Here is a 15,413-nt window from a genome sequence, read left to right as displayed (position 1 = left end):
CGGTATTGATCACGATCTTAATCACTCATTTTCTATATAAACCATGCAAAAGTGATAAAAATTAAAGCGACATTAGTTAATATCCGTTAATCTAAGCCCAATCCCATTTTGCTAGTACCATCGCAGAAATGACCGACGAGTTTAAGAAATCAACCGCTAATTTAAAAAAAGCGGTCCCACTGATGATCAAAAACCATGTTGCTGCCACGCCAGCCAACTACGCGCTTTGGTATACCTACGTTGACAAGACCATTCCAGAACTCAACTTTGAGTTAGACATGGTGTTAGAAAACTACGGTATTTGCCCTCCAGCAACCAATAAACAGCTTTACAACAACTATGTGGCCAGCAAAGCAGAAACCAGCCTTGAAGATCTTAGAACCAATGTAGAAGTTCTGCTACATGAAGTATCCAGTTCAATGAGCGATACGATTTCAGATACTTCCTCCTTTTCCGAGATGGTAGACAAAAGCTTTAATAAACTGGAAAAAGTTGAGGACAATAGCCTAAGCATTGAAGAAGTGATGGTAGTGATTCGTCAACTTGTCGCAGAGTCACACGAAATTCGTCACTCAACAAAGTTTTTGAATAGCCAATTGACTAACGCGAGTGAAGAAATTTCTCGCCTCAAAAACCAACTGGCTGAAGTACAGCAAGATGCGTTGTTCGATGGTTTGTCAAACCTATACAACCGCCGAGCATTTGACAAAGATCTCTCTTCACTTATTGCATCAAATCAGGCAATGACCTTGATCATGCTTGATATCGATCATTTCAAATCATTTAACGACAATTACGGGCACCTTTTTGGCGATACAGTATTAAAAGCCATTGCCCGCCGGCTACAACAAAGTTGTCGAGATGGGATATGTGCGTACCGTTTTGGTGGTGAAGAATTCGCGTTAATTGTACCTAACAAATCTCTGCGAATTGCTCGCCAATATGCAGACACACTACGCCGGATGATAGAAAAACTGCGTATCAGAGATAAGCGCTCAGGCACACAAGTTCACAGCATTACCGCTTCTTTTGGGGTAGCAGAATTTGAGCTGGGTGATACGCCTGAAGCCTTAATCAATAAAGCCGATAAACAGCTTTATGAAGCAAAACAACTCGGTCGTAACCGCGTGATGCCAATTTAAATAAACTGGCTAAGCGAAAACGACTTTTATGATAAAAAAGAAAACCCCGCGCTGTAAAGTGCGGGGTTTTTGTATCCAATCATGAGTATCTTAATCGACGCTGTAGCAGTAACTTAGAATGTAGTCGTCACCATTTTTTGCGGTATATTCTTTATCTTCACTGCATGCCATCGGCTTACCTTTTTTGTCGCCTTTGATTAGACTTATCCAATGGCGCATCGCGGTTGGTGCATTGCCAGTTAGTTCAGGATGAAACGTCGTGCGAGTTTCCAATTGAATATCATCAATGTCCACTAATTCCACGCAACCAGTGCCTTTATGACAGCCAAACAGCACTTCTACATGATTGCCCGAATCATCTTTGAACAAAATCGACTTTGGATCTTCCTTTTCACCAGTGTACGCCACGAAGTGTTTTGGGCTTTTCAGGCCGCTGTGTGTACCGTCTTTGAAATAAGCCAAAACATGGCGGTAATCAATCACGTAACTTGATACGTCTTGGTGCGACCCGTTCTCCAATGGGAACATGCGGTCAAGCAGTTGCTTCGCTTTTACTTGTTTCTCACTCTGCTGCTCAGCACTTACCGCTTCGACGGCAAATACGGCTTCAGCGATAAATGGGCGTTGTTGTTGTTGCATCTCTTTTTTATCGAAGTTCAGCATATTCATCGTCATATCCTCGCACTTAAAAACTCGTCCTAGAGTAAAAACTTAAATCCTTTATTTAAGTTTCAGGCAATTCTGTGAAGTGGATGGTTAATTTCCTTGCCTGCTCATTATGTAGACTAGCGAAATATTGACTACAATTTCACAACAAAAATTTTACAATGTGAATTTTACAAAATGTCTGTGTCAAAAAGCCTTATTCGTCAGTCTCATTTTCTTGGTACGAAAATTCGTAACCTAAGAAAAAACAACCATTTAACGATGGAAGATTTGTCTGCCCGTTGTGTAAGAATTAATCCAGAGTACGCTCCGTCGGTTTCTTACCTTTCAATGATTGAGCGCGGAAAACGCGTACCGAGTATCGATATGCTCGAAGTGATCGCGGAAGTTTTTCAAAAAGATCCGGCGTGGTTTTTAGATGATGAACCCGAATTAGAAGCCATCACACCCAACAAAGGAAATCGTGGCGGGATTAGTGGCATGGCGTTGGAGCCGAGCTTCCTGTTTTCCAATGATATTCTTCAAATCGCGATACCAGAAATGCTCTCCCAAACAGGTATCACGGGGCGTCAATTCGCCCACTTACTGATCCGCGCACACCAAGAAAACCATCAAAACCATTTTCCTGATTTAGAGCGCGCCGCCGAAGAGGTCGGCTTGAAGCGGCTGAATCTATCTGTAGAAGATCTCGTAGACATTGCAAAGAGTATGGGATTGGATATCCGCTGGGTAGATCGAGCGCCACAAGATGTGATTGATGAACTGGGCGTCAGCGCCAAACAGTTGATTACGTCTTTCATGGAGCCACCTGGGACTATTTATCTCAATAAACGAATGCGTGACTATCCAACCCGATTGAAGTATGACTTGGCGGTATATATCGGCCATCGAGTGCTCCATAGCAGCGATGCAATGAATAACGTTTTATCTATCGGGCATCAAAACAATTGGGAGCAAATGGACAGCCCTGTGTCGAACTCTGAACTCAATTCGCAAGATATCCTGCAAGCTTGGCGTGATTTTGAGTCCAGCTTTTTTGCTGGTGCCTTGCTTTGCCCCAAAGTACCATTTCGTCAGTTGCTTGACCGCTCCGGTTACGAAATTGATGTTCACAAAAAGGCCGGCGTTTCTCCTTCCGTTGCAATGCGTCGCATGACGGTGGTCTCGCCTTACCCTCATTGGCACTATTTTGATGCCTATGGCCCTGGCAAGTTAAAAGCAGTGTATCGAGGAAACGGTATTCCATTGCCTTGGGGTAACATGCGCAAAGTGAACGACCCTTGCCAGCACTGGGCGGTATTCCGACGCCTTTCCCAGCCTTTGGATACAAGTTCAGCGCAAATTTCGATTTTAAATGTTGGCGACGAGCCACGTATCTACTGCTGCGAATCGGTCAACGTATTTGATCCTGCGGGGAATAATCGCGTGCTATGTGCCGGTATTGATCTTAACCCTGCCATTTCTGCACAAGGTGGCGATGCCGTTTCCATAGCGGAAGAACTTAAGTCCCTTTGTGTCGCTTCCGGCGGAAGTAGTGTTATTCCTCCCCACATCAAAAAAGACTTAACGACTATCGCTAAGATATTAAACATCAACTGGATAGAGCGCGGGATTCAAACCCAAGCAAGGTTAATCTGCTCCAGAGGGGCGGTTTGTCCAAGACAACCTAGTTGTTACAGCAAGTGCGAAGAAGCTGATGAGACGGGCAACGATGTGGATATCATCGGGCTTTAGAAAGAAAAAACGCCAATCACAATAAACGTGATTGGCGGTATATACTTGTGAACAATTTGTATTCACTAACAACGTCAGTTGGCTAGGTGACCCTCGGCTTAATAAGGGTCACTCTAAGTAAAGCACGATGCGTGCCAACTTTAAAAAAGCCGTTTTTTAGTAGATCCAGATGCATATCGTTGCTTTATTAACCATTAATTTCGCAAACTGCATTTGCAAAATGCAACATTATGCAAATATGCCACTAAATGCACTGCTAATAACGACTCTCTCAGCAAAGTGTCTGTGAACATATGAAGTCACATATTCTTGCACCTCAATGATGATGAGATTTCGGGATCCCAACTTTACCATTCCTCTAACCCCTTATTGAAACTGGGTTCAGGCTCATCCGCCATGCTTTTGTTGATACATTCTCTCATCGGCTATTTTCATCATTTGCTCAGGAGATGACATTTGCGGGTCAAATATCGCGTACCCAATACTGGCTTTCAAATAGATAAGCGTTTCATCGTAAATGACGGGCGTCGAGCATAGCGCTAATCGAAGTTTTTGTAGAAGGGACTGAACATTTTCTTCCGTTCCAGGGTGATGGACTACAACTAAAAACTCATCACCGCCCATTCTGGCCACGATGTCTGATTTACGCAGAGAGCTTTTTACCCTTTCAGCCGTAGCGATTAAAACTTTGTCACCTGCGTCGTGACCATAGGTATCGTTAATGTGTTTAAACCTATCTAGGTCAATATTAATTAAGGCGAAGCTATAACGCTTTTTATAACGTTTCGCTATTTCGAACTGCTGCTTGTAAAACTTCATAAAATAGCGACGGTTTGGTAAATTCGTGAGTTCATCGTGTAAAGCTCTGTCATCTGCAATGGTATACAGTCGATAAATGGCGAACAGCGCGAGGCTAAGTGCGAATATAATGGGATAGCCGATTACTCTAGCTAAATGCAACTGATGCCAAGAGATTTGGCGATCAGCTTTGCCTCCAGAGAAAACCACCATACTCCACCCACCATAAGGAAAATGAACCATCTCTTTTGCATATACCATGCTATTTACACTTTGCGCGCCAAAGAAAGCATCACCAAATGAGCCACCGCTATCGTAACCACGGATCATTAAAGGGTAACGATACGAGAAATCAATTACGCCGGTTTCTCTCATCAGAGCATCGAAATCAATCACCGCACTGATCACTCCCCAGTAGTCCTGATTCATTGGAGGATCAAGAAAAACAGGCACACGCACGATCAAACCTCGGCCACCTTGGATCAATGTAACGGGCCCTGCGATGAAAATTTCTTGTACATCCTTGGCTTTTTGCACCTGTACCCACTGCTGTGGCACTGCGCGGTAATCAAGGCCGATTAGGCGCTCATTACCTTGGCGTGGAAATACGTGACTAATTACATCATTTTTCGCGATACCGATGATTGTAATATGTTTACTTTTATTTAGGATTCGGTGAGCGGCGATACTCAATTCTTCTTCTTGGTTTTTAGGAAGTAAAGTAATGAGTGTCGCTAAAGTACTGGCTTTGTAGATATCCGCCATAAGTACCGCTTCCAAATTGGAACGGAGAATGGAAAGTTGTTCTTTGGCCTCAACTTGAACTCGCTCTTTGTGAAGCTCTTGCTGGTTTCGATTTAACAGCTCAATAACCCCAATACACAAAGCGAAAAAGGTGAGGAAGAACAATGCAAAATAGCATCGCTTTCTGGGTAAATAACGCATTTTCTCCCCACAACTCGTATACAACTACGAGATTTTTTATTTATTGTTAAAATTCTTATTATCACAAGAATAACCAATCATAATCAGAAAGGTAACAGTGATTGACAACTTTTATGTTTTAGGTGTGAGATGATGCATCAACAAGGCGATTTATTTGGCGGCGATCTATGGCAAGAAGTAGAAAGAGGAAAACTTTATTATGATCCTCATTTTCTTAGCCATCTTGAGGCGGATAATTACTTTGACCAACTTCGAAAGACACTGCCATGGCACCAAGAACACATTACTATGTTCGGCAAGTCAGTACTTCAACCTCGCTTACAAGCGTGGCACGGTGATGCAGCATATACTTACTCAGGCTTAACCATGCAGCCTCACCCTTGGACTCCTGAGTTAACTCAGCTCAAAGTGCGTTGTGAATCAGTTGCTGATGTCACTTTTAATTCTGTTCTCGCTAACTTATATCGACACGGGCAAGACTCAATGGGCTGGCACCAAGATAATGAACCAGAGTTAGGTAGAAACCCTGTTATCGCATCTTTGAACTTAGGTGAAACACGTCGATTTTTGCTTAGAAATTTACATTGTAAAACTGAGATTGAATATGAGCTTTCTCACGGCTCCTTACTGATTATGGCTGGCGAGCTCCAGCATCACTGGAAGCACTGCGTACCAAAAACCGCGAAAACCAAAGATGAACGTATCAACCTGACTTTTAGGCAAATTTTCAACTATTGACTCAGCTTTTACATTCTCAATTAATATTGATGGTAGGTTTAGGTTCAGGACTTCATAGGGAATGGATTTATGCGTATTAAACCTCTTAGCTTAGCGGTCTTACTCTTTTACTCACTTACCTTTGCTGCTCAGGCATCACAGGAAGACGTACCGCTTCTCGATAATACTCAATCAGCGCAGTTGATTCGTAGTACCTACGAACAAGAACTGTTCACTTTCCCGGCGTTTAAAGAGGGCCATTTTGGCTTACGCATGTACCGCCAAACATTAGATGAGAAATATCACGCTGCCATTTGGACCGACATGGCACAAGTAGCCAGCCGGTTAAACCTATTTGCTAATGAAGTCGTTGAACCAGAAGACATCATTCTCTATTCATCTCAAAGGTTGACCACGTATCAAGAGAAAGAAACCGAACGAGGGCAGCGACGCTATACCGTGACTAAACACCATCCTGAGTACCTTTATCTTGGTGTGGATTCGCTTGGCGCAATGGCAAGAGCAAACGAATATGGCCTACAACATAAACAAGACAAAACGCTGAGAAAAATTATTAGGCGCTACGATTTCTCGCGTTACGTTACGGACAAAGAGATGATAGAGGCATGGGCAGCTCAGCTTGCAAACCAAGTCTACTGGCTTCGTCAGCTAGGAGAGCAAGATGTGGTCGAGGAATTCACTCAAACCTTCCGGAACACCTACCCCGACGATAAAGATAAGATGCTTTCAGCTCAGCAGTATTGGAACAAACTCTATGGTATGACGCACATCATCTTTGCCGATTCACAGTATTATCAGGAGCGAGTAAGCGAGAAGAAACACCAATGGATTTATGATTACTTTCGCAACAACATCGACACTATCCTACTGCGCGCCAAAGAAGACGTGATTGCGGAAGTCGGCATTTCGTTTTTGTTAGCAGGCTTGGACCATGATCCGGTCGTAAAGAAGACCCGCCAAGCCATTCGTCATGCAATCAACGCAGAAAAAGGGATGATTCCGTCGGTCGACGGTAACTTTGATCTCAAGTACGGCGAACACCGTAACGTGCTAGCCATCATGCTGCTCGATTGGAAAGGGGTACATAAAGCGCCAACTTATCAAGAGCACCCAGAGGCTTTTAAATCGATACCTTACGGCTTAATGCCCAAGCCTTAGAAATAACAAAACCCGCCATTTAGGCGGGTTTTGAGTGTGGATCTTCAATCTAAATTAGAGAGAGATAAAAATTCCCGCTAAGCAAGCACTCATCAGGTTAGCGAGTGTACCAGCAGCAACCGCTTTTAGGCCTAGACTTGCAACATCTTTGCGGCGCTCAGGTGCCATCACGCCGATAGAGCCCAACTGAATCGCAATTGAGCCAATGTTCGCAAAACCACACAACGCAAAAGTGATAATAATTTGAGTATGCTCAGACAGTGTCGCTTTGTGCTGCACAAAATCGATAAACGCAACAAACTCATTCATCACCACTTTCTGACCAATGTATGAACCCGCAGCTAGAATTTCGTGGCTTGGCACACCAATCAACCACGCTAGAGGTGCAAACAAATAACCAAAAATCGCTTGTAGCGTTACGCCAGAGAAACCAAGTATCTCACCCAAGTTTTCTAGCCCCGTGTTCACCATCGCGATAACACTCACGAAAGCGATAAGCATGGTACCAACAGCAACGGCAACTTTCATACCGCCCATGGCACCGCTTGCTAGCGCATCAATTACGTTGCTTTCTTCTGATTTATCTAGCTCAATATTGTTGTAATCGCTTGGCGTTTGACGCTCAGGAACGATGATTTTTGCCATCATCAAACTACCTGGTGCTGCCATAAAGCTTGCCGCGATCAAGTATTTGAGGTCGACCCCTAAACCAGCATAACCACCAAGCACACTGCCCGCCACTGAAGCCATACCACCAGCCATCACGGCAAACAGTTCAGAGCGAGTCATGTTAGAAAGAAATGGACGAATAAGAAGTGGTGACTCGCCTTGAGATAAGAAAATGTTCCCTGTTGCAACCAAAGACTCTGCTTTACTCGTACCCAAGAACTTCTGGATAGCGCCGCCAATAAATTGAATCACTTTTTGCATAATGCCCAAATAGTAAAGGGCGGAGATAAGAGCACTGAAGAAGATGATGATAGGAAGGACACGGATAGCGAAGATAAAGCCAGAAGAAGCGAGGTCACCAAAGAGGAATTTAATCCCTTCATCAGCAAAGCTGAGTAGCCCCGCGACACCATTACTTAAACTCGCCAGCGCCGCTTGACCCAACGGGAAATAGAGCACCAAAGCAGCAAACCCCATTTGTAGCATCAAGGCGCGAGATACAGTTTTCCAATTAATGGAAGAACGACCCTCAGAAAGCAGGAAAGCACAACCTAGCAGTGCAACAATACCAAATAGACTAAATAGAACACTCATGAGCTGGACCTACTAAACGTTGAAAAAGAAAAAAGAGCCAAAGGAATTGGCAGAAGAAAGGGACAACGCAGCGAGTGATAACTCACTTTTAGATCCAGAATGTAGACAGAACGAATAGTTCGACATCTTATTTTTACCTTATACAAGCAATTGAACGTAGCTGGTCCGGTCCGTGGGGTCATTCACTGCTGGCGAGCATGTTGCTTGGCCTGCTCCATGTGACGGCTTGTATGGGTAAGGGTCCTGAACAACTAAACCCTAATTCCCGCTTAAACGGGACGCAAGTATAGCCAACAAAAAGAGATATTCATCACATTTATTTACGCAAACGTTCAAGCGTTCAAAATTTAGGCAAAAGTACTCTTTTGTCGTCATACTATTAATAAAAGTAAGGGCATAAGGATAGGCGTTGATGGTAAAAAACATAAAAGTGACCAATAAATATGCAATCAAACTCGAAAGAGCCAAAATTCGTCATTTTGCTCTCGCCAACAGGTGGATTTTGGTTATACAATTCGCGTTGCTTCTTTCGAGGCCTCTGAGTATTCAGAGCATCATGATGCCGAGATGGTGAAATTGGTAGACACGCTAGCATGAGGTGCTAGTGCCTTTGGTGTGAGGGTTCGAGTCCCTCTCTCGGCACCATTATCCTTCTTCCCTAATTTTGTTCGAGTGTAATGCAAAGTTCTAAGCAGGCAAGACAGTCTACAGATGCTAACCAACTTCTGAGTGAGCTTGCGGTTCACGCTTTATTGCACCTGCACTTTAAAATTCACGCGTCCTCAGATGGCCTCTCCCTTAAAGAGCGTAACGACTTACTGCAGAAATGGCTGAAGCCAAAACTGAAGAGTAATCGCTATAAGCTGATTAAAAAGCCGTTAAAGTCTTTGACTCAACGGGCAAAAGGCGAGAACGGAAATCTGGAAGCGTTACTCGAACGTTGCGTGGGTGCAGATAAACCAAGTAACCCTCAACCTGATCTAGATAGCTACTTGCTGTTGATTAACGAGATTGAGAAGAAGTTGGGGACTACTATATTATTATCTCGACCGGAAGACGTCGACTTATCTCACGACCAACACGGCTGTTTGCTATGTGTGCTTTCTGAGAACTTAAATCAGCATTTCGATGATAATAACGCCCTAATCGCTCCTATTTCGATGCTGTTCCGTGGACCAATGAGCCAACGTTCACTTTTCCTTGGCAGTATTTACGCCAGTGGCACCTTCAATTATGAAGTGCAGTACCAGGACGATCAGTTCGTTCGTATTACATTAGAGTTGGCGTAAGTGTAACGCTAAGAAACAAATCGAAAAAGGCCGCGAAACTCGCGGCCTTTTGCTTTTCTATATTCAGCCTTAATTAATCGTTCTCTTTAAACCGAGCAGTAAAGTGGCGCAGCACTGGTGGCTCGTACTCGAAAGTGAGTCCTTTTAACTCATGAGCACGATTTTTCAGTTCGATAATCGCATCCGCAATGTAATCCATATGATCGTTTGTGTAGACACGACGTGGAATGGTCAAACGCATCAACTCAAGCTCTGACGCTTTTTGTTTACCCGTTTCCGGATCTCGACCAAGCAACAGCGATCCTATCTCTACTGCTCGAATGCCCGCTTCCAAGTACAAAGCATTACACAATACCTGCGCAGGGAACTGATCCGCTGGAATATGTGGCAAAATCTTAGCGGCATCCACAAACACCGCATGACCACCCGTTGGGTATTGAATCGGAATACCGCCTTCACGTAAGCGCTCACCTAAGTATTGAACTTGGCTAATTCTATAATGAAGAAAATCCTCGTCCGCGGCTTCATACAAACCGCGAGCGAGCGCTTCCATATCACGCCCAGCCATGCCGCCGTATGTTACAAATCCTTCCATGGGTACGCAGCGCGTCTGCACCGCCTGGAACAACTCCTTATGATCACGAATACAACACATGCCACCAATGTTTACCATCGGGTCTTTCTTAGCTGACATGGTGAGCATATCACCGTACTGGTACATCTCACGGATGATTTCCAGAATCGATTTATTCTCGTAACCCGCTTCACGCTGCTTAATAAAGTAGGCGTTCTCACAGTAACGAGCCGAGTCAATCACCACCGGAATATCGTACTTGGTTGCGATTTCGTACACGCTGCGCATGTTTTCCATCGACACAGGCTGACCACCGGAGCTATTACAAGTAATCGTGGTGATAATCGCACAAATGTTATGTGAACCGTGCGCTTCAATTGTTGCCACCAGCTTATCGATATCAAAGTTGCCCTTCCAATCATAAGGCGTAGTGGTGTCGAATGCTTCTTCCGTTACCACGTTAATTGCTTTACCGCCATTGAGCTCAATGTGACCCGCGGTGGTATCAAAATGGTAGTTCGATATAAATACTGGCGTTTCACCACCACGAACCTGACGCATACGCTCAATCAAAGCTGGGAACAAAATTTGCTCGGCACCACGCCCTTGGTGCGCAGGCACGGTGAGCTTGTAACCAAAGAAGTGCTCTACTGCATCACACAGGTTGTAGTAATTTCTGCTACCCGCATAGGATTCATCCCCCATCATGATGCCAGCCCACTGATTATCACTCATGGCACCAGTGCCAGAGTCAGTCAGCAAATCGATATAAACATCATCACTACGAAGAAGAAATGGGTTATAACCCGCTTCTTTTAACGCGACTTCACGGTCTGCCAAAGTGGTCATTTTGATTGGCTCAACCATTTTGATACGGAAAGGTTCTGGAATACGTTTCATTGTTAATTTCCTTATACGCATTGCCCTACGCGCTATCACGTAAGACTAAAAAAACAAATAGATAAAAATGCTTTTCAATGCGGTTGCATTGAGGAAATCAACGAGAAGAGATTTTACTAAGAAGAGACAAGCAGTAGTCTAGGTTGTACCAGAACGACAGCACCAAACGGCTATCGAGAATATCCTTTATTCTCATCGTCTTCGTCCTCCTGATAAAAATAAAAAGCCAGAAACCCCATGTTTCTGACCTTTTCAATATAGTGCAGTTTTCAATCAACTTTCAGTGAAGTCACCCTCATTTTAAGAAGGTCTGGCCCTTTTCATTCTGCGTTTGATATTACTTTCTTTGACTAAATAATCGAAAAGTGGCGCGAATAAGTTAGCAAATAGAATCGCTAACATGATGCCTTCTGGATAAGCTGGGTTCAGCACTCGGATAAAAATCGTCATCACACCGATTAATAGTCCGTATGCCCATTTACCGCCATTGGTAAAAGCCGCCGAGACGGGATCTGTCGCCATAAAGAAGGTACCAAACGCGACCCCACCAATCACGAAGTGCCAGTAAAACGGCATGGAGAACATTGGGTTAGAGTCCGAACCGATCGCATTCAATAATAATGAAGCCGCCACTAAACCAACCAACACCCCTGCAACGATTCGCCACGACGCAATCTTCATAAAGATAAGAACAAAGCCTGTTAGTGCAATCAATAACGTGGAGACTTCACCCATCGAGCCTGGCAAATTACCAACAAAAGCATCTCCCCATGAAATTGGTTGTCCCGTCATATTATTTATCAAGGCACTTTGCCCACCTTCATACCATTGGCTCAGCGGTGTAGCGCCAGAGTAACCATCTGCCGCAACCCAAACAGCCCCGCCAGACATGTTAGCGGGATAAGCGAAGTACAAGAAGGCTCGCCCTGCTAGTGCCGGGTTTAAGAAGTTTCGCCCCGTACCACCGAAAATCTCCTTCGCCACAACAATACCGAAAGTGATACCTAAAGCCGCTTGCCACAGTGGAATTGTCGGAGGAAGGATCAGCGCGAATAGTATAGAGCTGACAAAAAAGCCTTCGTTCACCTCATGCTTTCGAACAATAGCAAACAGAACTTCCCAGAAACCACCAACGATAAACACCGTCGCATAAACCGGAATAAAGTAAGTGGCGCCAAGCCACATTTTACTTGCCCACCCCGCCTGTGAAACCGCATCTAACGAGCCCCATACCCAACTCAGTTTCCACGAAGAAGCCAGCGCTTGCTGAGCTGAGGCTTGATCCATTCCATACAACAAAGCATCGCTGGACTGCTGACCTATGTTGTACATACCCCAGAACATGGCAGGGAAGACCGCCAGCCACACCATGATCATAATACGTTTTAAATCGATGCTATCTCGAACGTGAGTCATGCCCTGATTAACCTTACCAGGCGTGTAAAAAATGGTTTCGACAGCTTCGAACAATGGATAGAACTTGTGATACTTCCCACCTGGGCCAAACTTAGGTGTCGCTTTCTCAAAGTAGTGTTTAAGGCTCATAACAACTCCTCCTTTACCTAAAAGATGGTACGCACTGCCGTAAAAAGCGATCGTTTTTTAATCTCTTAGCCTTCCTTCTTCGTATTCCATTTTGTTCGTCGCTCTTCCCTCATCTCTTCTAATTCGGCGAACTGTTAATTCGAAACTTAAAAGGGAATGCCCATGGACACACTCGCCATCGATTTAGCCAGATTCCAATTTGCCTTTACTGTCTCTTTCCACATCATTTTTCCAGCGTTTACGATTGGTTTGGCAAGTTACCTCGCCGTGTTAGAGGGCTTGTACTTAAAAACGGGCAACAAACAGTACATGCAGATCTATAAATACTGGCTCAAAATCTTTGCCATCAGTTTTGGTATGGGTGTGGTAAGTGGCATCGTGTTGAGCTATCAATTCGGGACCAACTGGAGCGTATTTGCCGACAAAACAGGCCCAATCTTAGGCCCGCTAATGGGTTATGAAGTTTTCACTGCATTTTTCCTCGAAGCGGGGTTTTTAGGCGTGATGCTTTTCGGTATGGATAAGGTAGGTAAGAAGCTTCACTTCGCCGCGACTTGTATTGTTGCATTCGGGACGTTTTTGTCTGCGTTTTGGATACTTTCGGTTAATAGTTGGATGCAAACACCAGCGGGCTATAGTATCAACGAAGCCGGACAGTTTATCCCTGAAGATTGGTGGGCGATTGTCTTCAACCCTTCCTTCCCTTATCGGCTCGTCCATATGTTGCTCGCGGCTTACCTCACTACCGCCTTTGTTGTAGCGGGCGTTGCCGCTTATCACTTATTAAAAGCAAACCATAATCCACTAGCCAGAATTATGTTCTCGATGGCAATGTGGATGGCAGCCATCGTGACACCAATTCAAATCGTTGCTGGAGACATGCACGGATTAAACACCCTTGAACATCAACCCGCCAAAGTTGCCGCGATGGAAGGGCACTATGAGTCTCACCAAGGCGCGCCATTGATTCTCTTCGGTATCCCTAACGATGAAGAAAAACGTATGGAATACGCACTAGAAATCCCCAAACTCGGTAGCTTGATTTTAACTCATGACCTCAACGGCAAAGTAAAGGGCTTAGATGCTTTTCCAGAGGAAGAACACCCTCCTATGTCCATCGTTTTCTGGTCTTTCCGAGTAATGGTCGCGCTTGGTTTTGCCATGCTTGTTATTGGTTTGTGGAGCCTATGGCTAAGAACACGTCGCGAACTTTTTGATTCAAGGGCACTTCAACGTATTTGTGTGCTGTTTGCTCCAGCTGGATTCATTGCGGTTTTAGCAGGCTGGATAACCACCGAAGTTGGTCGCCAGCCTTACACCGTGTACGGTCTTTTAACCACAGCCAATTCGGCATCGCCTATTGATGCCGCCGCGGTGAGCGTCTCCCTGACGGCGTTCATCGTGGTTTACTTTGTGGTTTTTGGAGCAGGCTTCTTCTATCTACTGCGTTTGATGCGCAAATCTCCAACTCGTTATGAAGAAGGCTTAGACAGCCGACTTCCTGATGGCACGAAAACCGATGCTATCACACACTCTAACCATCTAACCTAGGAGGCTAGCTCATGGATTACGCATTAATTTGGTACGCTTTGATCGGGCTCGCCGTTCTGATTTATGTCGTGTTAGATGGCTTTGATCTCGGTATTGGTATCCTCTTCCTCAGCGCGAATGACGATGAAGAGCGCGACATGATGATGAACAGCATCGCTCCTGTTTGGGATGGGAATGAAACTTGGCTAGTTCTTGGCGGTGGTGGGCTTTTTGCCGTGTTCCCCCTCGCCTACGCGGTCATTATGCCAGCACTCTATGCTCCCCTGATTTTAATGCTGCTCGGGTTAATTCTGCGCGGGGTTTCTTTTGAGTATCGCTTCCGAACACAACGCGGAAAGTTTTTATGGGATAGCGCTTTTTTCATTGGTTCACTCACCGCGGCATTGATGCAAGGCATTATGCTTGGAACCCTGCTCCAAGGTATAGAAGTTAGTGAACGAGCATACGCAGGTGGATGGTTTGATTGGCTTTCGCCATTTAGCGTATTTTGTGGCTTGGCGCTTGTTTGTGCTTATATTCTGCTTGGTTCATGCTGGTTATTAATCAAGCTTCCAGAAGAGCTGATGGGGCGTTACTACGTGGTCGCGCGACGATGGGGGCTAGCAATGGTAGCCTGTATATTCATCGCTAGTTTATGGTTGCCATTGAGCCAACATATCGTCTTTGAACGTTGGTTCTCATTACCAAACTCGCTACTGTTTTTCATTTTACCAATTATTGCAGCGGCACTCATTTGGCAGCTATTCAAAGCCTTACTCGACCACAAAGCCGTCCGAGCCTACGTTCTTGCGATCGGCCTGTTTCTTGTATCCGCGATGGGTTTCGGTGTCAGTACGTTTCCTTACTTGGTCCCATTCGCACTCACTTATCAAGACGTCGCCGCGCCAGATAAAAGTTTGGCATTTTTACTTGCCGGTGCGGTGGTATTACTTCCTCTGATCATAGCCTACACGGCTTATTCGTACTGGGTTTTCCGCGGTAAGATGAAACGTGGAGAAGGATATCACTGATGAAACTAAAACCCATTTTGTGGTTCATTGGCATTTGGCTGGCAAGCGTGGTCGCCTTGTTTATCGTCAGTTCGCTGATACGAGCTTCGATATTGTAGGC

At 44.9% G+C, this 15,413-nt stretch carries 12 protein-coding genes and 1 tRNA gene; 8 read left to right on the top strand and 5 right to left on the bottom strand.

All coding sequences use genetic code 11. The features are described from left to right. The first annotated feature begins 128 nt into the window (after window positions 1-128). Complete coding sequence (locus NDJ01_RS19730) at window positions 129-1,142, top strand: GGDEF domain-containing protein (protein ID WP_017635511.1); 1,014 nt, start codon at window positions 129-131, stop codon at window positions 1,140-1,142. A gap of 90 nt (window positions 1,143-1,232) precedes the next feature. Here the strand turns inward: NDJ01_RS19730 and NDJ01_RS19725 are convergent, their stop codons facing one another. Next, a complete protein-coding gene (locus NDJ01_RS19725; protein WP_005374156.1) occupies window positions 1,233-1,811 on the bottom strand; it encodes a malate synthase in 579 nt (192 codons plus the stop codon). 174 nt (window positions 1,812-1,985) lie between these two features. Here NDJ01_RS19725 and NDJ01_RS19720 point away from each other — a divergent pair, with 174 nt between their 5' ends. After that, window positions 1,986-3,542, top strand: coding sequence for a DUF3612 domain-containing protein (locus NDJ01_RS19720; RefSeq protein ID WP_171344279.1), 1,557 nt, complete (start codon window positions 1,986-1,988; stop codon window positions 3,540-3,542). A gap of 387 nt (window positions 3,543-3,929) precedes the next feature. Here NDJ01_RS19720 and NDJ01_RS19715 read toward each other — a convergent pair whose 3' ends face one another. After that, a complete protein-coding gene (locus NDJ01_RS19715) occupies window positions 3,930-5,285 on the bottom strand; it encodes a diguanylate cyclase (RefSeq protein ID WP_005374160.1) in 1,356 nt (451 codons plus the stop codon). A gap of 132 nt (window positions 5,286-5,417) precedes the next feature. Between NDJ01_RS19715 and NDJ01_RS19710 the strand changes: the two genes are divergently transcribed. Continuing rightward, on the top strand, window positions 5,418-6,023 hold the full coding sequence (locus NDJ01_RS19710) for an alpha-ketoglutarate-dependent dioxygenase AlkB (RefSeq protein ID WP_005374161.1): 606 nt from the start codon (window positions 5,418-5,420) through the stop codon (window positions 6,021-6,023). Window positions 6,024-6,092: 69 nt separating this feature from the next. Next, window positions 6,093-7,181: a DUF3541 domain-containing protein gene (locus NDJ01_RS19705; protein WP_258587191.1), complete on the top strand. Its 1,089-nt coding sequence runs from the start codon at window positions 6,093-6,095 to the stop codon at window positions 7,179-7,181. Between the two features lie 54 nt (window positions 7,182-7,235). On the opposite strand, the gene NDJ01_RS19700 is transcribed toward NDJ01_RS19705, so the two are convergent. Next, window positions 7,236-8,444, bottom strand: a complete 1,209-nt coding sequence (locus NDJ01_RS19700) for a NupC/NupG family nucleoside CNT transporter (RefSeq protein ID WP_017635515.1) — start codon at window positions 8,442-8,444, stop codon at window positions 7,236-7,238. A 561-nt stretch (window positions 8,445-9,005) separates the two neighbouring features. Between NDJ01_RS19700 and NDJ01_RS19695 the strand changes: the two genes are divergently transcribed. Together NDJ01_RS19695 and NDJ01_RS19690 are read left to right on the top strand one after the other, a co-directional pair. Then, window positions 9,006-9,089: transfer RNA gene (locus NDJ01_RS19695), tRNA-Leu, on the top strand. Between the two features lie 32 nt (window positions 9,090-9,121). Continuing rightward, window positions 9,122-9,733, top strand: coding sequence for a DUF2913 family protein (locus tag NDJ01_RS19690; RefSeq protein WP_104973361.1), 612 nt, complete (start codon window positions 9,122-9,124; stop codon window positions 9,731-9,733). 73 nt (window positions 9,734-9,806) lie between these two features. Here NDJ01_RS19690 and NDJ01_RS19685 read toward each other — a convergent pair whose 3' ends face one another. Next, complete coding sequence (locus NDJ01_RS19685; protein ID WP_257888876.1) at window positions 9,807-11,207, bottom strand: tryptophanase; 1,401 nt, start codon at window positions 11,205-11,207, stop codon at window positions 9,807-9,809. A 300-nt stretch (window positions 11,208-11,507) separates the two neighbouring features. After that, window positions 11,508-12,752, bottom strand: a complete 1,245-nt coding sequence (locus tag NDJ01_RS19680) for an NADH:ubiquinone reductase (Na(+)-transporting) subunit B (protein WP_257888875.1) — start codon at window positions 12,750-12,752, stop codon at window positions 11,508-11,510. A 162-nt stretch (window positions 12,753-12,914) separates the two neighbouring features. Here NDJ01_RS19680 and NDJ01_RS19675 point away from each other — a divergent pair, with 162 nt between their 5' ends. Both NDJ01_RS19675 and cydB read left to right on the top strand, forming a co-directional pair. Then, the gene (locus NDJ01_RS19675) at window positions 12,915-14,303 is read left to right on the top strand and encodes a cytochrome ubiquinol oxidase subunit I (protein ID WP_139060125.1); all 1,389 of its coding nucleotides are present in this window, start codon (window positions 12,915-12,917) and stop codon (window positions 14,301-14,303) included. A gap of 11 nt (window positions 14,304-14,314) precedes the next feature. Then, window positions 14,315-15,313: a cytochrome d ubiquinol oxidase subunit II gene (gene cydB / locus NDJ01_RS19670; protein ID WP_005393631.1), complete on the top strand. Its 999-nt coding sequence runs from the start codon at window positions 14,315-14,317 to the stop codon at window positions 15,311-15,313. Window positions 15,314-15,413 lie beyond the last annotated feature (100 nt).

This window comes from Vibrio sp. HS-50-1, from assembly GCF_024747315.1.
GTDB classification, from domain to species: domain Bacteria; phylum Pseudomonadota; class Gammaproteobacteria; order Enterobacterales; family Vibrionaceae; genus Vibrio; species Vibrio diabolicus.
Note: the sequence above shows the minus strand (reverse complement) of the source record. Positions and strands in the feature narration are given on the sequence as shown.